20 protein-coding genes are annotated in these 18498 nt (G+C 64.7%); 12 read left to right on the forward strand and 8 right to left on the reverse strand.

Going from position 1 to position 18498, the window contains the following annotated elements; translation table 11 throughout:
* Positions 1 to 349: 349 nt before the first annotated feature.
* The 10 genes from minC (at position 350) to ACX17K_RS13010 (ending at position 9744) form a co-directional block, all read left to right on the forward strand.
* On the forward strand, positions 350 to 1069 hold the full coding sequence (gene minC, locus ACX17K_RS12965; protein ID WP_046155668.1) for a septum site-determining protein MinC: 720 nt from the start codon (positions 350 to 352) through the stop codon (positions 1067 to 1069).
* Positions 1070 to 1089: 20 nt separating this feature from the next.
* Positions 1090 to 1902: a septum site-determining protein MinD gene (gene minD, locus ACX17K_RS12970; RefSeq protein WP_231152134.1), complete on the forward strand. Its 813-nt coding sequence runs from the start codon at positions 1090 to 1092 to the stop codon at positions 1900 to 1902.
* Positions 1903 to 1905: 3 nt separating this feature from the next.
* Positions 1906 to 2163 (forward strand): cell division topological specificity factor MinE, encoded by a 258-nt coding sequence (gene minE, locus ACX17K_RS12975; RefSeq protein WP_011136924.1) that lies wholly within the window; start codon positions 1906 to 1908, stop codon positions 2161 to 2163.
* Positions 2164 to 2166: 3 nt separating this feature from the next.
* On the forward strand, positions 2167 to 3105 hold the full coding sequence (locus ACX17K_RS12980) for a LysR substrate-binding domain-containing protein (protein ID WP_021478630.1): 939 nt from the start codon (positions 2167 to 2169) through the stop codon (positions 3103 to 3105).
* 76 nt (positions 3106 to 3181) lie between these two features.
* Positions 3182 to 3547 (forward strand): VOC family protein, encoded by a 366-nt coding sequence (locus ACX17K_RS12985; protein ID WP_493775117.1) that lies wholly within the window; start codon positions 3182 to 3184, stop codon positions 3545 to 3547.
* 86 nt (positions 3548 to 3633) lie between these two features.
* Positions 3634 to 5658, forward strand: coding sequence for a M3 family metallopeptidase (locus tag ACX17K_RS12990; protein WP_493775118.1), 2025 nt, complete (start codon positions 3634 to 3636; stop codon positions 5656 to 5658).
* A 66-nt stretch (positions 5659 to 5724) separates the two neighbouring features.
* Positions 5725 to 6312 (forward strand): pyridoxamine 5'-phosphate oxidase family protein, encoded by a 588-nt coding sequence (locus ACX17K_RS12995; protein WP_493775119.1) that lies wholly within the window; start codon positions 5725 to 5727, stop codon positions 6310 to 6312.
* A gap of 36 nt (positions 6313 to 6348) precedes the next feature.
* Complete coding sequence (locus tag ACX17K_RS13000; protein ID WP_493775120.1) at positions 6349 to 8364, forward strand: M3 family metallopeptidase; 2016 nt, start codon at positions 6349 to 6351, stop codon at positions 8362 to 8364.
* A 232-nt stretch (positions 8365 to 8596) separates the two neighbouring features.
* Positions 8597 to 9229, forward strand: a complete 633-nt coding sequence (locus ACX17K_RS13005) for a hypothetical protein (RefSeq protein ID WP_493775121.1) — start codon at positions 8597 to 8599, stop codon at positions 9227 to 9229.
* 56 nt (positions 9230 to 9285) lie between these two features.
* Positions 9286 to 9744, forward strand: a complete 459-nt coding sequence (locus ACX17K_RS13010; protein ID WP_493775122.1) for a MarR family winged helix-turn-helix transcriptional regulator — start codon at positions 9286 to 9288, stop codon at positions 9742 to 9744.
* A gap of 70 nt (positions 9745 to 9814) precedes the next feature.
* On the opposite strand, the gene greB is transcribed toward ACX17K_RS13010, so the two are convergent.
* From greB to ACX17K_RS13035, 5 genes are all read right to left on the reverse strand, one after another.
* Positions 9815 to 10369 (reverse strand): transcription elongation factor GreB, encoded by a 555-nt coding sequence (gene greB / locus ACX17K_RS13015; protein ID WP_493775123.1) that lies wholly within the window; start codon positions 10367 to 10369, stop codon positions 9815 to 9817.
* 28 nt (positions 10370 to 10397) lie between these two features.
* Entirely contained in the window at positions 10398 to 10865 is a 468-nt protein-coding gene (locus ACX17K_RS13020; RefSeq protein ID WP_493775124.1) for an NUDIX domain-containing protein, read from the reverse strand.
* An 87-nt stretch (positions 10866 to 10952) separates the two neighbouring features.
* Complete coding sequence (locus ACX17K_RS13025; protein ID WP_493775230.1) at positions 10953 to 12029, reverse strand: pseudouridine synthase; 1077 nt, start codon at positions 12027 to 12029, stop codon at positions 10953 to 10955.
* 403 nt (positions 12030 to 12432) lie between these two features.
* Positions 12433 to 13065, reverse strand: coding sequence for an SMC-Scp complex subunit ScpB (gene scpB, locus ACX17K_RS13030; protein ID WP_493775125.1), 633 nt, complete (start codon positions 13063 to 13065; stop codon positions 12433 to 12435).
* 79 nt (positions 13066 to 13144) lie between these two features.
* Entirely contained in the window at positions 13145 to 13660 is a 516-nt protein-coding gene (locus tag ACX17K_RS13035) for a GNAT family N-acetyltransferase (RefSeq protein ID WP_493775126.1), read from the reverse strand.
* 117 nt (positions 13661 to 13777) lie between these two features.
* Here ACX17K_RS13035 and miaA point away from each other — a divergent pair, with 117 nt between their 5' ends.
* Positions 13778 to 14755, forward strand: coding sequence for a tRNA (adenosine(37)-N6)-dimethylallyltransferase MiaA (gene miaA / locus ACX17K_RS13040; protein ID WP_493775127.1), 978 nt, complete (start codon positions 13778 to 13780; stop codon positions 14753 to 14755).
* A 48-nt stretch (positions 14756 to 14803) separates the two neighbouring features.
* On the opposite strand, the gene ACX17K_RS13045 is transcribed toward miaA, so the two are convergent.
* Entirely contained in the window at positions 14804 to 15388 is a 585-nt protein-coding gene (locus ACX17K_RS13045; RefSeq protein WP_104947799.1) for a C39 family peptidase, read from the reverse strand.
* Positions 15389 to 15401: 13 nt separating this feature from the next.
* Positions 15402 to 16076: a hypothetical protein gene (locus ACX17K_RS13050; RefSeq protein ID WP_493775128.1), complete on the reverse strand. Its 675-nt coding sequence runs from the start codon at positions 16074 to 16076 to the stop codon at positions 15402 to 15404.
* A 274-nt stretch (positions 16077 to 16350) separates the two neighbouring features.
* Between ACX17K_RS13050 and ACX17K_RS13055 the strand changes: the two genes are divergently transcribed.
* On the forward strand, positions 16351 to 16617 hold the full coding sequence (locus ACX17K_RS13055) for a hypothetical protein (protein WP_493775129.1): 267 nt from the start codon (positions 16351 to 16353) through the stop codon (positions 16615 to 16617).
* Between the two features lie 77 nt (positions 16618 to 16694).
* Here the strand turns inward: ACX17K_RS13055 and ACX17K_RS13060 are convergent, their stop codons facing one another.
* On the reverse strand, positions 16695 to 18287 hold the full coding sequence (locus tag ACX17K_RS13060; protein WP_493775130.1) for a hypothetical protein: 1593 nt from the start codon (positions 18285 to 18287) through the stop codon (positions 16695 to 16697).
* Positions 18288 to 18498 lie beyond the last annotated feature (211 nt).

The following is an 18498-nucleotide window of genomic DNA, read 5'->3' on the forward strand; positions in this document are numbered from 1 at the left end:
TTCCGCGAATGCTGCATTGCAACAATTCCACTTTAACGCCGGACGACTCGCCCAGTCAAGAATTTGACGCAACGCACAATACACTAAATGGCTATTTCGCCACGGTTTTATCACGCGATTATTCCATAATCATGACAAGGCCACACCTGTCCGCCGAGGCAAGATTCCGGCTAGAAATTTTCGCGCTGCAACAGCCCTGATCGCATTCCGGCCTCGGCGCCGGCCCGGCAATGTCTGAGCGCCGCCACGACATGGCTCCCCGGCGGATCGCCGCCATTGAAAGGCCGCGCCCAAGCCAGTACACTCGCGCCATAGAAGAAATCTATCTACCAAAATTAAAGCTAGCCCAATGAGCCCCGTGGCCAACGCCTTCGACATTAAATCCGCCAGCCTGGACTTGCTGGCGCTCTTGCTGCGCACCGACAACCTGGACGAACTGAGCCAGGCGCTGGACGCGCGTTTCGGCGACACCAGCGATGCCCCCGCCGAGGCCTTCGTCCTCGACGTGGAGGCGCTGCCCAACCCGGCTGAGCTGGACTTGGGCCGCCTGCTGCCCCTGCTCAGTCGCCGCGGCATCCGCGCGGTGGCGCTGCGCCACCCGGACAACGCGCTGGCCGCCATGGCCAGCCGTTTCGGCCTCGCCTTCGCCAACAGCGCCGCCCAGCCGCGCTCGGCGCAGGCCGCCGCGGAACCGGCGGCCAAGCCGGCCGTCGAAACAGTTGCGTCGCCCGCCGCCGCGACCATGATCGTCGACCGTCCGGTCCGCGCCGGCCAGCAGATCTACGCCAAGGGCGGAGATCTGGTGGTGCTGGCGATGGTCAGCGCCGGCGCCGAAGTCATCGCCGACGGCAACATCCACGTTTATGCTCCTTTGCGCGGCCGCGCCCTGGCAGGCGCGCGCGGCAATCACGCCGCCCGCATCTTCGCCCGCAGCATGGAGGCCGAACTGGTGTCCATCGCCGGCGTGTACCGCACGATCGAACAGGCCTTGCCGGACAGCATTCTGGGCAAGCCGACCCAAATCTATCTTGAGAACGAGCGGCTGGTGATGACCGCGCTCGGCGAGTAACACTTTCAAAGGAAAGCCCCGTGGCAAAAATCATCGTTGTGACATCCGGCAAGGGTGGAGTAGGCAAAACCACCACCAGCGCGAGCTTCGCTTCCGGCCTGGCACTGCGCGGCCACAAGACTGCCGTGATCGACTTCGACGTCGGCCTGCGCAACCTGGATCTGATCATGGGTTGCGAACGCCGCGTGGTGTACGACCTGATCAACGTGGTCAACGGCGAGTCCAGCCTGAACCAGACCCTGATCAAGGACAAGCACTGCGACAACCTCTACATCCTCCCGGCCTCGCAAACCCGCGACAAGGACGCGCTGACGCTGGAGGGCGTGGAAAAAGTGCTGAAGGAGCTGGAAGAAGCCGGCTTCGACTACATCGTCTGCGACTCCCCGGCCGGCATCGAGAAGGGCGCGCTGATGTCGCTCTACTTCGCCGACGAAGCGCTGATCGTCACCAACCCTGAAGTGTCGTCGGTGCGCGACTCCGACCGCATCCTGGGCATTTTGTCGTCCAAGTCCAAACGCGCCGAGGAAGGCCGCGAGCCGGTCAAGGAGCACCTGCTGATCACCCGCTACTCGCCGGGCCGCGTCGACAAGGGCGAAATGCTGTCGGTCGACGATGTGAAGGAAATCCTGCGCGTGCCGCTGATCGGCGTCATTCCCGAGTCGCAAAGCGTGCTGCAAGCGTCCAACTCCGGCACCCCGGCCATCCACCTGAAGGGCAGCGACGTGGCCGACGCTTACGGCGACGTGATCTCGCGCTTCTTGGGCGAAGAACGCCCGATGCGCTTCCTGGAAGCCCCCAAAGTGGGCATCTTCAAGCGCCTGTTCGGAGGTTAAGCCATGTCATTGATCGATATGATTTTCGGCAAGCGCCAAAAATCCGCCGCCATCGCCCGCGAACGCCTGCAGATCATCCTCGCGCACGAGCGCAACGGCCGCCACGCGCCCGACTACCTGCCCGCGCTGCAGCGCGAGCTGATGGAAGTGATCTCCAAGTACGTGTCCGTCAACCTGGAAGACATCAAGGTGCAGGTCGAGCGCCAGGACGACTACGAAGTCCTGGAGGTCAACATCGTGCTGCCGGAACACCAACGCTAAGCCATGACGCTGACCGAACTGCGCTATATCGTGGCGGTGGCGCGCGAGCGCCACTTCGGCCGCGCGGCCCAGAGCTGCTTCGTCAGCCAGCCGACGCTGTCGATCGCCATCAAGAAGCTGGAAGACGAGCTGGGCATCACCCTGTTTGAACGCGGCGGCCAGGAAGTGGCCGTCACCGAAATAGGCGAACGCATCATCGAGCAGTCCCAGCGCGTGCTGGAAGAGGCCGAGGCGGTCAAGCGCCTGGCCGGCGAACACCAGAACGAGCTGGCCGGGCCGCTGAAGCTGGGGGTGATCTTCACGATCAGCCCCTATTTGCTGCCCAAGCTGATTCCGGCGCTGCGCATCCTGGCGCCCGACATGCCGCTGATCCTGGAGGAGAACTACACCTCCCGGCTGGCGGAAATGCTCAAGCGTGGCGAGGTCGACGCCATCATCGTCGCCGATCCTTTCGAGGAAACCGGCATCGAAGCCTGGCCGCTGTACGACGAGCCCTTCGTCGTCGCCACGCCCAAAGGCCATCCCTGGGAAAAGCAGCAGGTCATCGACCCCTGTCAGCTGGCCGAGGAAAGCGTGTTGCTGCTGACCCAGGGCAACTGCTTCCGCGACCAGGTTCTGCAAACCTGCAGCGAGCTGTCCAGCCGGCAGAACCATGGCAACAATCTGGCCAGCGCGCTGCAAGGCAGCTCGCTGAACACCATACGCCACATGGTGGCCAGCGGCATGGGCGTCACCGTGATGCCGGCCACCTCGGTCGGCGCCGGCGACGAGTCGCTGCTGTCCATCGTCCCCTTCGACGCGCCCGCTCCGCAGCGCCGCGTGCTGCTGGTGACCCGCAAGCAGTTCTTCCGCAAGAAGGCGATAGAAACGCTGCGGCAGGCGGTGTTCCGCTCCGGTCTGCCGGACGTGGTGATGCTGGAAGGCGAACCGAAGCTGGCGTGAGGCCGCCATTTCCGTAGTCTGATGACCCGCCCGGCGCAACCTAGGCGGGTTTTTCACATCCTGGAGGAGAATCGCCGTGCCGAATCTGAATACCGTCGAACTGAAAGCCTTCATCCCCAGCCGCGACTTCGCTCTGTCCCAAGACTTCTATCAGGACATCGGCTTCGAGAGGAAATTCGTCGGCGACGGCATCGCCTACTTCGCCCATGGCGACTGCAGCTTCCTGCTGCAGGACTACTACCATCCCGAATTCGCCGCCAATTGCATGATGCATCTGCTGGTCGAAGACGCCGCCGCCTGGCATGAGGAACTGAAACGCCGCGGCATCGCCGAGACATACCGGATCGAAATGGGAGACCTGAAGCAGCAACCATGGCGCATGCTGGACTTCACGCTGACCGATCCATCCGGCGTGCTGTGGCGGATCGCGCAGAACCTGTGACATTCCGGCAGCATGGATTGGTTTGTTCCGACCAGAAACAATGCTAAAGTCATGAGCTCAACGCCAACCCAAGCGAGAAGAGCGCCATGAACGCCAATCCCCTGCTGCAAGACTGGACCACCCCTCATCAGTTGCCCCCGTTCGAGCAAATTCGTCCCGAGCACTTCGAACCGGCCTTCGACGCGCTGTTCGCCGAGCACCTGTCCCAGATCGACGCCCTGGCCGCGCTGACGGCGCCGGCCAGTTTCGACAACACCGCAGCCGCCTTCGACCGCAGCGGCCATAAGCTGGAACGCGCCCAGCTGCTGCTGGACAACCAGACCGGGTCGGAAACCTCGCCCGAACTGCAGGAAGTGGAACGCCGCATGGCGCCGAAGCTAGCCGACCACCACAGCCGCGTCCACATGCACGAAGGCTTTTTCGCCCGGCTGGACCAGGTCCACGCTCAGCGCGACAGCCTGGGCCTCAGCGAGGAACAAGGCCGCCTGCTGGACCTGATCCACCGCGACTTCGTCCGCGCCGGCGCCAAGCTGCAGGGCGATGATCGCCGACGTTACGCTGAAATCGTGTCCCGCCTGGCCGAGCTGACCACCGCCTTCAGCCAGAACGTGCTGGCCGACGAAAGCGAGTACGCGCTGCAATTGGGCGAGGCGGATCTCGCCGGCCTGCCGCCCTTCCTGCTGGACGCCGCCCGCGCCGCGGCCGAAGCGCGCAAGCGGCCAGGCTGGGCCATCACGCTGTCGCGCTCGTCCATCGTGCCCTTCCTCACCTTCTCCGCCCGCCGCGACCTGCGCGAAGCCGCCTGGCGCGCCTGGACCGGCCGCGGCGAGCACGCCGAGCGCGACAACCGCCCGCTGGCCAAGCAAATCCTGGCCTTGCGCGTCGAACAGGCCAAGCTGCTGGGCTACGCCAGCTTCGCCGACTACGCGATCGCCAACCGCATGGCCGGCACGCCGGCCGCGGTGCATGCGCTGATGGACCAGGTATGGGAGCCGGCCAAGGCCCGCTTCGAAGCGGAAAAGACGATGCTGCGCGAAGAGGCCGCCAGGCTCGGCGAACCGGCCGACATCCAGCCCTGGGACTGGTTCCACTTGGCGGAGAAGGTGCGCATCGCCCGCTACGCGCTGGACGACGCCGAGATCAAGCCCTATTTCGGCCTGGACAATATGGTCGCCGCGATGTTCGACGTCGCCGGCCGCCTGTTCGGCCTGGGTTTCAGCGAACGCCATGACCTCAAGCTCTACCACCCGGACGTGCGCGCCTGGGACGTCAGCCGCGGCGGCAAGGTGATCGGCCTTTTCCTCGGCGACAACTACGCCCGCCAGAGCAAGCGCGGCGGCGCCTGGATGAGCGTCTACCGCTATCAGGCCCGCAACGGCGGCGAGGCGCTGCCCATCGTCGTCAACAACAACAACTTCGCCAAGGCCGGCCACGGCCAGACCCTGCTGAGCTTCGACGACGTGCGCACGCTGTTCCACGAATTCGGCCACGGCTTGCACGGCCTGCTGTCCAATGTGGAATACCGGTTGCTGGCCAGCCCCAACTGCCCGTGGGACTACGTCGAGCTGCCGTCGCAATTGATGGAGAACTGGGCACTGGTGCCGGAAGTGCTGGAAAAGCACGCCCGCCACGCTGAAACCGGCGCGGCCATCCCGGCCGAACTGGTCGCCAAGATCAAGGCGGCGCGCCACTTCAACCAGGGCTTCGAGACGGTGCGCTACGCGGCGTCGACGCTGATCGACCTCGCGCTGCATGAGCGGGACGACCCAGAGGGCATCGACATCGCCGCCTTCGAAACCGCCGAGCGCGAGCGCCTCGGCATCCCGCCTGCGGCCGGCATGAACCACCGCCCGCCGCACTTCGGTCACATCTTCTCCGACGACGCCTACGCCGCCGGCTACTACGTCTATATGTGGGCGGAAGTGCTGGAAGCCGAAGCCTTCGCCGCATTCGAGGAGACAGGCGATCCGTTCAACCCGGAACTGGCGGACAAGCTCTACCGCCATATCTACAGCGCCGGCGACGCCCGGGAGCAGCGCGCGGCTTTCCGCGCCTTCCGCGGCCGCGATCCGCAAGCGGAAGCGATGCTGAAGAACCGCGGGCTGTTGTAAGCTCGCCTTATCCCGGCCGGCCCTTCCGCAGGGCTGGCTTTTTTGCCTCCCCCCGACAAACATCGCATGACTACGCCACTGAACCGGCTCGGTGCGTTGCATCAAGCCGCCATCGAGCAACGCGACCCTTGCGCCCATTTCGCCACGCTGGCTACGGTGGACGAAGAAGGCCAGCCGACCTCGCGCATCGTCACCCTGCGCAGCCTGGATCAAGACGGCATCGCACTGCTGGTCAACGCCGACAGCCCCAAGATCCGCCACTGGCGGATGAATGGCAAATGGGAGCTGTCCGGCTTCTGGCCAAGCATCATGGTCCAATACCGGCTGCGCGGCGACGCCGAACTGGAACAAACCAAGGCAGTGCGGCAGGAATGGTTGGCCAAGCCCCGCGCCAGCCGCGTGGCCGACCTGTACCACCAACGCGTGCGGCCGCAAAGCGCTCCATTGCCGTCAAGGCAGACATTGCTGGACGAGCTTGCCGCGCTGGATGCCGAGCTGGAAAACGACATGGCCGCGCCGCCCGCCGTATCCCGCCTGCTGCTGAAGCCCAAACTGCTGGAAATCGGCCGGGCATCGCTTGCCGATCGCCTGCACGACCGGCGTCTGTACCGACTGCATGCCGAAACCTGGACTGAAACCATCCTGGTGCCGTGAACGGACCCAGTCGACAACAACAATAGAGGAACCATCATGAACAACCCGCTGCTGCAGGACTGGCTCACCCCGCACCAACTGCCGCCGTTCGATTTGATCCGCGCCGAGCATTTCGCGCCGGCGCTGGAACAGCTGATGGCCGAACATCGGCAAGCTGTCGCCGCCATCGCAGCACAGCCCAGCGCCGTCAGCTTCGCCAATACCGCGGAGGCGCTCGACGCCGCGGCGCTGCCGCTGAAGCGGGTGACGCTGGCGCTGCACAATCTGTGCAACTCCCACACCACGCCGGCATTGCGCGCCGCGGAGCGGGAATTGGCGCCCAGGCTGGCCTCCCATTACAGCGCCGTTTTTCTCGACGCCCGGCTGTTCGCCAGGCTGGACGAGGCGATGCGCGCGGCTCCCGGCTGGGAATTGAGCGAGGAGCAACGCCGCCTGCTGCAGCGCTGGCATCTGGACTTCACGCTGGCCGGAGCCAAGCTGGAGGGCGCGGCGCGGCGCGAATTCGCCGATTGCGTCGCCGAGCTGGCGTCGCTGTCCACCGCCTTCGGCCAGAACGTGCTGGCCGACGAAACGGAATACGCGCTCCAGTTGCAAAACGAGGCCGATCTCGCCGGCCTGCCCGGCTGGCTGCGCGACGCATCGGCCCTCGCCGCGCGCGAGCGCGGCCTGGACGGCCATGCGATCACGCTGGCGCGCTCCAGCGCCATCGCCTTCCTCACCCACTCCAGCCGCGCCGACCTGCGCGAGACGCTGTGGCGCGCCTGGACTTCGCGCGGCGCGACACCCGCGCGGGACAACCGTCCGCTGATCAGCGGCATCTTGCAGTTGCGCCAGCGCCAGGCCCGCCTGCTCGGCTACGCCAACTATGCCGATTACGCGCTGAGCGACCGCATGGCCGGCACGCCCCAGGCCGTGTACCGCCTGCTGGAACCGACCTGGGAAGCCGCTCTCGGCCAGTTCGCGCGGGAAAAGGCGCTGTTGCAGGAAACAGCCAGGCGCGAAGGTCTGCCCGAAGACATCGCGCCCTGGGACTGGCGCTATCTGGCGGAGAAAGTCCGGCTGGAGCGCTACGCGCTGGACGATGCCGAAATCAAACCCTACTTCAGCCTGGAGAACATGATCGCCGCGATGTTCGACGCCGCCGGCCGCCTGTTCGGCCTGAGCTTCGCCGAACGCGGCGATCTGCCGCGCTACCACCCGGACGTGCGCGGCTGGGAAGTGCTTCGCGATGGCTCGCTGATCGGCGTGTTCCTCAGCGACAACTTCGCCCGCCCCGGCAAGAAGGGCGGCGCCTGGATGAGCGTCTACCGCGCACAGGGCCGCCACGGCGGCATCTCGCTGCCCATCGTGGTCAATAACACCAATTTTTCCAGGGGCGAGCCGACGCTGCTGAGCCTCGACGACGTGCGCACGCTGTTCCACGAATTCGGCCACGCGCTGCACGGCCTGCTATCGGATGTCGACTACCAGCGCCTATCCGGCACCCAAGTGCTGCGCGACTTCGTCGAGCTGCCGTCGCAACTGATGGAAAACTGGGCGTTGGCGCCCGATATCCTGGACAAGCACGCGCGCCACGCCGAAACCGGCCAGCCGATGCCGCCGGAACTGCGCGCCCGCATCCTCGCCGCGCAAAACTTCCAGCAGGGCTACGCCACCGTTCGCTACACGATATCGGCCTTGCTGGACCTGGCGCTACACCAGGAAGCCGACGGCGTCGACGATCCCTCCGCCTTCGAAGCCGAGCTATGCCAGCATTACGGCCTGCCGGCAGAAGCCGGGCTCGCCCATTCGCTGCCCCACTTCAATCACCTGTTCAACGGCGGCTACGCGGCCGGCTACTACGTCTACTTATGGGCGGAAGTGCTGGAGGCCGAAGCCTTCGCCCGCTTCGAGGAAAGCGGCGACCTGTTCGACGCCGGGCTCGCCGACGCGCTGCACCGCCACATCTACAGCGCCGGCAACGCCCGCGACCCGCGACAAGCCTTCCAGGCGTTCTGCGGACGGGAACCATCGGCTCAGGCCATGCTGAAAAAAAGAGGGCTGGCAAGCTAGGGCGCTCGCTGTCGGACTGGCGTCCGGAACGCCGCGCCAGTCCGCCCACCGCAGCGAATCGGCCTTGTCGGAAGGCGCTGCGCCAAGATTAGCGCTAACAATCCGAGCCCCGCAGCCGCGCCGCAACACTCATCCCCCTCTCGGCGTCGCGGAAATGAAAATGTCATTGATCTATTCAGTCGCTGCCGGGATACTGACGCATCCGTGATCAACCCATTCAATGGAGATGCGCATGCGCCGCTTCGCCGCAGCCTGCCTCGCCTTTTCCGCATTGTCCTGCAGCCAGGCCCAGGCCTTCGATCTGGGCTCGGTGCTCAACTCGGTCAACCAGGCCGTCGACACGGTCAAAAGCGTCGGCGGCGCCATCGGCTCCAACCAGACCGGCGACCAATCCACCACGCCCAGACTGCGGCTGAGCCAGCCGTCGCCGGTCGCCTCGCCGCTGCCGGCCAAGCTGGATGAATACCGCCACAGCTATAAGGAACTGGACGAGCAAACGGTGTTCCTGAGCCGCCCCAATCTGAACAACGACGGCTCGATCCGCGTCGTCAAATCCGAGCTGCTGCGCGGCCAGGTCTACAAGGATCTGTACGAGCACCCGGAAACCCAGAGCACGATGCAGGTATGGGCCGCTTACCAGAGCCAGTTGCGCCAGAACGGCTACACATTGGACTTCGTCTGCGACAAGCCCTGCGCCAATGACCCCAACCTCTGGCAGACCGCCCAGAATTCGTCCTTCATCGTCTATCACAAGACCGACCGCTACCTGGTCGCGCACAAGGACGACACCTGGGTATCCGTCGCGGTCGGCGAAATCAGCTCCCACCCGCTTTCCAGCGTCAACGTTGTGATTCGCCAGCGCTGAAGCCATTCATCCATGCCGGCAGCCGCCGGCGCCCATCAACCTGAACAGGACACGACATGAGCCAGTCTGTTGCAAGCAAGGAGGCGGAAACCGGTCTGGACACCCGGGCAGCGATCGAGATTTTCTACTACGCGTACAAGGCATTGACCGCCAAACCGGACGAAATGCTGGCCCGGCGCGGCTTGGCCCGCGTCCACCACCGCATCCTGTTCTTCGTGGCGCGCTATCCCAAGCTGTCGGTCAAGGATCTGCTGTCCTTCCTCGGCGTCACCAAGCAGGCGATCAACATCCCGCTGCGCCAGTTGATGGAAATGGAGCTGGTTCTCAGCCAGCCGGCGCCGCACGACAAGCGCGTCAAGCAACTGACGCTGAGCGAGGAAGGCCTCAGGCTGGAGGAAGCCCTCCACCGCGAGCAGCAGCGGGTGCTGCAGAACGCCTTCGACGATTGCGGCGACAAGGCCACCCGCGACTGGTTCATGATCAACGGCAAGCTGTCCGAGCACATGCAGCCCTGATCCCGCCCATCGCCCAAACAGAAACGGCCCGGAATATTCCGGGCCGCTGTTTTTCCATCCGCGTTCCGCCTCAGTCCAGGCGGACGTAGCAGACCTCCAGCACTTCGATATCCTCGTCGCCGTCCGGGCCGCGGAACAGCACGCTATCGCCCTCGCGCGACTTCAGCAGCGCCCGCGCGATCGGCGAGATCCAGCTGATGCGGCCGCGCGCCAGATCGATCTCGTCGACCCCGACGATGGACAGGCGCTGCTCGTTGCCGTCGCCGCGCTGGATCAGCACGGTGGCGGAGAAGAACACCTGATCGGTGGCTTCGCGCGCTTCCGGGTCCACCACCTCGGCGATCTCCAGCCGCTTGGTCAGGAAGCGGATGCGGCGGTCTATCTCGCGCAGCCGGCGCTTGCCGTACAGATAATCGCCGTTTTCAGAGCGGTCGCCGTTGCTCGCCGCCCAGTTCACCACCTGCACCATCTCGGGCCGTTCGCGGTTGACGAGGTGGTACAACTCGTCCTTCAACCGCTGCCAGCCGATCGGCGTGATGTAGTTCTTGGTCGAAGCCGGCAGGCGGCGCTCGGCCGGCAGGTCATCGTCCTGCTGCTCGTCTTCTTTGGTAAACGCCTTGCTCATGTCGTTCATCCTGATGCGGGTTGCGCCATTATGCCCCAGCCTGCCCTGCCGCCTCCAGCAAGGCCAGGCAATGCGGACGCAGCGACTTGGGCCGCAGCTTGACTCCCGCCAAGGCTTCGACGTCCAGCCAGACCAGTTCGTAGAGATTGTCCGGCGACAGCTTGGCCAGCTCCGGGCCGCCCAGCCTCAGCATGCCGCGATGCTCGCGGGCGACGAACACGTGCTCGGTCCGGCTCTCGCTCTCCAGCACGCACAGCGGGCCGGGCTCCAGCCAGACGTTCAGTCCGGTTTCCTCGCGCGTCTCGCGCACGCAGGCGATCGCCGCCGTCTCGCTCCGCTTGATATTGCCGCCGGGCAGCGAGTAATAGTCCTTGCCCGGCTTGACCCTGTGCATCAACAGCAGCCTGCCGTCCTCGATGATGACGATGGACGCGCGCTGCTTGCGCGCAGGCTCCGGCAAAGGCTGCCCGGCCTGGCATTGTTCGAATTCTTCCAACAGACCTCCCCAAAACAAAACGGGCAACCGCCTCTCGGCGGTCGCCCATATCTTCGACGCGGATTCCGCTTTCGCGGTCAATCCGGCTTACTCGCTGCGCGCGGCCTTGGGCTTGCGGGGCGAGCCGCGGCGCTGGCCGCCGGTCTTCTTGCCGCCGGTGACAGTCAGGTTGGACCACTTCATCACCGCGGCCACCTCGGCGGCGTTCAGCTCATAGAACTGGCCGCGCTTCAGGCGAGGAGGCAGACCGATATTGCCGAAACGCACGCGCATCAGGCGGCTGACCGTCAGGCCGAAATGCTCGAACATGCGGCGCACTTCGCGGTTGCGGCCTTCCTTGATCACCACGTTGAACCACTGGTTGGCGGACTCTTCCTGGCCGCCGGTCTGGAAAATGCGGTCGAAGCGGGCTTCGCCGTCTTCCAGTTCCACGCCCTTGGTCATGTCCTTCATGATTTCCGGAGTCAGATCGCCCAGCACGCGCACCGAGTACTCGCGCTCCACTTCGAAGCTGGGGTGCATCATGCGGTTGGCCAGCTCGCCGCTGGTGGTGATCAGCAGCAGGCCGGAAGTGTTTACGTCCAGGCGGCCGATGGCCACCCAGCGGCTGGACTTGGCTTGCGGCAGACGGTCGAACACGGTGACGCGGCCTTCCGGATCGTCGCGGGTGACGATCTCGCCCTCTTCCTTGTGGTACATGATCACGCGCGGCAGGCGGTCCGGCCACTTCAGCTTGATCTGGTCGCCCTTGACCAGCACCTTGTCCTGCGGACCTACTTTGTCGCCCAGACTGGCCTTTTTGCCATTAACGGTCACCAGGCCGGCTTCGATCCACTCTTCCATCTCGCGGCGGGAGCCGACGCCGGACGACGACAGGGCCTTCTGCAGACGCACCGGCTCGATCTCGTTCAGATCGACGCGCACTTCCTTCAGCTTCTGCGCCTTGCTCTTGATGTCCTGGCTGGGGCTGCGCAGACGCAGTTTCTTGGCTTTCTGCACCTGCAGCTTGGGCTTGGCGTCGCCGCGAGGCTTGGCTTCCGCCGCCGGAGCCTGGCCGGACTGAGCCTGGGCGGCCGCGGGCTTGCGGCCCCTCGCGGCGTTGCCGCTGGCGGCCGGGCGCGCGGCGTTCTTGTTGCCGAAACGCTGCTCGTGGTCCAGCGCCACATTGCCGTTGACGTCGCCATTGCTGTCGCGTTGATACTGCGGCTTGCGGTTGCCTGCGGCCAGCGCCTGCTGCTCCTGCTCGCGGCGGCTCAGCTTGAACAGCGGCGCGCCGTTCTGCGTCGGCGCGATGGGGTTGCCGTAAGCGTCGCGCGCCTGGCGCGGTTGACCGCCGCGGCGGCCCTGCTGGCCTTGTTGCGCTTGCTGCTGCGGGAAGCGCGGCTGAGCGCCGGCTGCGGTGTTCTTGCCCTGGCCCTGGCGCGATTGGCCTTGGCTGCGGCCGGCATTCTGGCGCGGCTGCGAGGTTTCATGACCTTTGGCACGCGCTACCGGCTGGCGCGCGTGGTTACGTTGTCCTTTTGTAGACATGTGCTTGCTCTTTCCATGCGAGCAACTGGCGGAAGCGTTATTCCGCGACTGGCTCTAAATTGTCCGCCTCATCGTCGAGGGGGAGATCGTCTGCGCCCGCGTCGGGGCCGTCGTCCTGCGTTTGGCTGTCCGGCACCACCAGGCTGCCCAACTCCGCCAGCGGCGGCAGGTCGTTCAGCGAGACGAAGCTCAGATCATCCAGAAATTTGCGTGTGGTGGCGTACAGGCCGGGGCGGCCCGGTACGTCCTTATGGCCGATGACTTCGATCCAGCCCCGCTCCAGCAGGGTCTGCATCACGTTGGTGGACACCGATACTCCACGTATCGCTTCGATGTCGCCACGGGTCACAGGTTGTTTGTAGGCGATGATCGCCAGGGTTTCCATCACCGCCCGCGAGTAGCGGGGCGGTTTTTCCGGATTGAGCCGGTTCAAATACGGCGTGAATTCGGCCCGGGCGCGGAAGCGCCAGCCGGAAGCCAGCTTGATCAGCTCTATGCCCCTGCCGCGCCAGTCGCCCTGGATATCCTCCAGGATGTCGTTGATCAACGCGGCCTTGACGTCCTCGGTGAACAGCCGTTTCAACTGGGAAACCGACAAGGGTTCCTGCGCTGTCAGCAAAGCCGTCTCCAGCACAATCTTCAAATACTTTAAATCGGTAATGGTGGACATTAAACCGGAGTGCCGGGGAGTTCTGGGTTTTTAAGCGCGGGAAGCCGAGGATTCTACACGACTTCCGCCGCGCGCGAAACTATTGGATCAGTCCCAACGAAGCCAGGCTGTAGCGCCTGAGCACGCGGCCGTCCGGCTGCGGCATGTCCTCTAGCCGCTGCCCGCCGCAGGCCTCTACCGTACGCACCGACGCCGGATTGTCGGCGTCGCACACCAGCACCCAGTTGCCGCAGGCCGGCGGCGGCGCCATCGCCTGCACGTATTGCAGCAACACCCGGCCGTAGCCGTTGCCCCGCCACTGCGGCAGGACTTCGAAGCCGATGTGGCCGATCACGTCCTGGATCACCGCTGTCTCGCCCTCCCTCAACCGCGCCGCGCCGGCGATCTCGCCGTCGTCGCTCAGCAGGAACCAGGTCTGGCAAGGCACCCAGCCATCCGGCAGCGCCTCGCCGTCGGCGTGCTGCACCACCTTGCGCAGCCAGCCATCGGCATCGCAGGGAAGGCCGCGATAGTATTCGAAGTCCTCATCGCGACAAGCCTGAAAATAGCGGCGATAGACGGACAGATGCTGCTCGCTGGCTGCTTCGATTTTCATTGACGCCTCCCAGGGTCGATACTCACATCGTAAACAGCTGAGCGGCAAGGTCAAGCCTTTCGCGCATGTCCCCGCCGGCTATGCGACAATCGCCCCCTGACCGCAACGAGCAACTCCATGAGCGACACCCCGCAAGCGATACTGCTGATGGGCCCCACCGCCTCCGGCAAGACCGGGTTGGCGCTGGAGCTGGCCCGTCGTTTTCCCGTCGAAATCGTCAGCGTCGATTCGGCGCTGGTCTACCGCGGCATGGACATCGGCACCGCCAAGCCCTCCGCCGAGGAAATGGCCGCCTGCCCCCACCATCTGATAGACATCATCAGCCCGCTGCAAAACTATTCCGCCGCGCAGTTCCACGCCGACGCCAACCGGCTGATTGAGGAGATCCAGGCCCGCGGCCGGCTGCCGCTGCTGGTGGGCGGCACCATGCTTTATTACAAGGCGCTGCTGGAAGGCTTGTCCGATCTGCCGCAAGCCGACGCCGCGCTGCGCGCCGAACTGGACGCCGACGCCGCGCTGCTGGGCTGGCCGGCGATGCATGCCCGCCTGGCCGAGCTGGACCCGGCCACCGCGGCGCGGCTCAATCCCAATGACTCGCAGCGCATCCACCGCGCGCTGGAAGTCTGCCTGCTCAGCGGCAGGCCGATGTCGGAGCTGATCGCCCAGGGCAAGGAAGCCGCCGCCGGCTTCCGCTTCCTGCCGCTGGCGCTGGTGCCGCGCGAGCGCGGCTGGCTGCACGCGCGCGTCGCCGAACGCTTCCGCATCATGCTGGAGCAAGGTTTTCTGGACGAGGTCAGCCGGCTGCGCGCGGAATATCCGGACTTGACGCTGAATCTGCCCTCGATGCGCTGCGTCGGCTACCGCCAGGCCTGGGAACATCAGGACGGCCTGTACGGCCTGGACGAATTCGTCGAGCGCGGCGTCGCCGCCACCCGCCAGTTGGCCAAGCGCCAGCTGACCTGGACGCGCAGCCTGGACGTGATTCCGGTGGACGCGCAGCGGGACGGCCTGGCCGCGCTGCTCGGCGACGCGGTGGACGACTTCCTGGCCGGCCGGCCCCCGGCCGCATCGCTGCGCTACGACGGCGGCTTCTGAACGGCAAACGGCGGGCTCAGCCCGCCGTTCTCGCATCCGCCCTCCCGCTCAGGGGCTGACGCTCATCCTCAGCGTGTGGGTCCAATCGTGGTCGCTGGCCGACACTACACTGTTGTACGAGGCGTAGGTCATCCCCTCGCCCGGCCACGGATTCATCATGTACAGGTAATTGCCGCTGCCGGTCTGATAGCCGCGGCCGACGATGAAGTGGCCGCCGCCATTGGTCCAGCCGTAACGGATCACGAAGGGGCGGTTGGCCTGGATGTCCTGCTGCACATGGGTCCATGACAGATAGTCGTAGACGGTAAAGTTGGACACCCCCCAGTTGCTCAAGATGTCCTGCAGGCTGCCGCCGCCGCCGAACATATTGTTGGGGCTGTTGGCCTGGCTGTTCCAGTTGAAATTGCTGTTGCCGCAGGCGTAATTGATGCCGAAGGCCCAATTGACGATGGCGCACTGGCTGGGCGTCTGCTTGTACCACGCCAGCACCGCCTTGCTCGATCCGGCCCAGCACCACTGGCTGTGCTCCTGCACCGTCAGGGGCACGCCCAGCACCTTGCTGTCCGCTTGAGCGGCGGCCGTCGCCGCCAGCAGGACCGCCGCCAGAATCGTCGTGTTCAAGCGCTTGTTCATGTTCACTCCCTCCTCAACGGAAGCTGGCAAGATTGGCGCGCACCGCGGCGCGCAGCGGCTCGAGCAGATCCGCGCCGTCCAACAGCGCCGGCTGCTGCTTCAGCGACAGCGTCTCGCGGGCGGACATCAGCGCGGCGAAGCGCGGCTTGCCGCCGGCCTGCGCCACTTCAAGAAAGTCGGACTGGGCCTGGTAGACGCGCAAGAAGCGGGTCTGGCCGCCGATGCCCGCTTGCGCGGCTTCGACATTTTTGGCCAGCTCGGCGGCGCCGAAGGCAATCGCCTGCCAGCGGCCTTCCACCTTCTCCACAGTCACCAGCCCCACCGGCCGCGAACCGGACAGCGCCACGAAGCGCCAGCTGCCGGTGGGCGCCATCAAGCCGCTCAGGTCGGCATCGGCGGCCAGCAGGCGCTGCGGATTCACGCTGTACACCGGGAATCCCCGGCCGAGCCGCAGCGAGGCCAATTCCCGCCCGTCCGCCACCGAAAGCGGAAAGCCGTCCGGCAGGCGGGCGCCGTATTCGGCCAGGTTCCGCTTGACGAAGCCGGCCAGGCCCTGGCGGGCGGCGTCGGCGATGCCCTGCTCCTGGCTTGCGCTTAATGTGGGGAGCGGCTGCGCATACGCGGAGCCGGCGGCGATGGCGGCCAGGCCGAGCGCGGCCGCCAGAATGATTGCGGATTTCGACTGCATGGCTGGACTCTCCTTACTGGGAATGCGGTTTTAGTTCACTGCGTCGACAATACCAAACGCATACCAGTAGTCTTAGCGGTCGAAAATCTGCGGTTCAAATTTGCAAACAAGGTCCAATCCATTGAATTTTCAATAAAAAATCAATGGATTACATTTACTTGCGCGATATTTTTAAAGTAAAAAATCAGACAAAAACTGTTCGGAAGATCAGGAGTCGTCTTGTTCTTCATGCAAACGTCCGCCTATCGTGAAACATCTTCCCGGGAGACGTCCCATGCGCATCTCCATTCCGCCGCCCCTGTATGCCCTGCTGGCAGCGGCATCAATCCAGGCCGCCCCTGCTCCGGAACATCAGCGCGTGCCGCCCGACGAGGCGTTCCAGGCCTGCAACGGCAAGCAAGCCGGCGACACCGTGTCGTTCACCACGCCCCGCGGCGAAAAAATGACCGGCAAGTGCAAGATGATGCCGGCCCGGATGGCGGCGGTGCCCGACCATCCTCCTCCTCCGCCGCGAAACGACAAGCCTTCCCCGCCGCAATAAGCTGCGCGGGCGGCATCTCTTCCTGACTCCGGAATAAAAACGGCGCGGCCCATCCGAGCCGCGCCGCTGCTCCGCGCTCATCTGGTCAGCGCGCGCTCCCAAAGCTGGTTCAGCTTGGGATCGGTGAACGGCTTGATGCTCTCGTAGATATGACTGACGCTCACCGTGGCCTTGACATTGGTGTTGGTGGCACTGCCGGCGTTGTGGCAGGAGAAGCAGTTGTACAGCTTGTTTTCGAGGGTGACGTAGGTTTCCATCGTCGAATTGGCCAACGCATTGCCGCCGACATGATTGGGCTGGTTGTTGGCGCCTTCCGGCTGGAACGGGCTGTACGGATCATTGCCGCCATTGGTCCAGGTGGCGCCGATCAACAAGTAGTTGCGCCGGATGTCGCCCGGTATCAACAGGCTGCGCACGCTGTTGTTGATCGAAATCACCTCGCTGTTGGCCTCCGCCGCGCTTTGCGCCGGCAGTATCGGCAAGGCGGCGGACACGCCCCAGGGGTAGGTGCGCAAGGTATCGCTGGGAGAGATGGTTTGCTTGTCGCTAGCCCTGACGGTAAGCGGGCTGGCATCCGGATCGACGTACATATGCTGGACATTGAACGGCCCAGTCGCGCCATTGGCCGAAAACAGCATGCCGCGCGGCACTTCCTGCGGCACCGCCACCGTCGCGCCTTTGGCGTTGACATAGGAGTAAGCGCCATTGGGCGAGTTGTTGTCATGTTCATAGGTGGCCCAGATCATTTCCGGATGCCCGGCCGCGCTGCCGACCACATGCAGGCCCACCAGCGCCAGCAACGCCTGGCGGCTGCCGGTTTGCACCCATTTCTGTGGATCGCGGGTATCGAACACCGGAATCTCGCCCACGGTGGTGACGTAGCGGTTGGTATCCAGACCGCTGGCTTCCACCCAGGAAGCCTTCAGCTCCAGCGCCAGCGCGTCGGCGTCCGGCACTTGGTGATGGTGCTGCTTGGCCCAAGCCAGCACCTTGTCGAGTTCGGCTTGGGTGGTGGGAAAACGCAGCCTGGGGTTCTTGGTGCCGCTGGCCGATGCGAAGAAGGCATACACATCGTTGACCAGGATGGTGTAGTAAACCATCTTGCCGCCCTGCGCCATCAAGGCCGCCCCGTCCGCCTGCTTCGGCCCGCCGCCGTCGGCCTGATTGACGGCGCTGTCCTTATCGACGGCATCGGTCTTATCGATGCGCGGCTCATTCACTCGGATACGGAACGCCGAGGCCGGCTTGCCGCCGCAGGTGTTCACCCCCAGTTCGCGGTTGACCAGGCAGCGCGCCTTGCCGTCGTCGCTATCCAGCACGCTGTAGAACGCCACCGAATCCATCACCGTCCCGTTGCCGCCGTACATGCGCATCGGCGAGGACGTCAGCCACAGAAACATCCGCTGCGACCACTGGTAGAAATTGCAATTGATGGTCTTGTTGCTGGCCGGCGGATTGACGGTGTCGTGGTTGAACTTGACGCTATTGGCCGGCGTGACCGCGCCGTTGGGCGTCACCCGGTCAAGCAGGAACCAGCTCTGGAATATGCCCGGGGTCACCGTACAGGTGGCCGCGACATCCACGGGCACTGCGTTTTGCGCCTGGCTGACGCCGCTGGCCAGGCAGGCCAGCAGGACAGCAGCGCCGGCGATCGATTTGCGGATGAACATTTTGCGTATCTCCCTGGAAGCCTTTCCGGCCGGAAACGAAGCGGCCGGATATGGAAAAGGCGCCCATCCCTGCCTGCCGGCTTGAATGAAGCGCCTACATCCGTTCTAGCGAAGACAAAATGACGTTTCAATTAAAAAACAACTAATTGAAATTACTTAGGAATGTTTTCTTCTTGTCCCGATAAGGCCCAGCTGGGCGCGCCCGAGGGGG

It is taken from the genome of Chromobacterium sp. INPA-IVC (genome assembly GCF_059047085.1).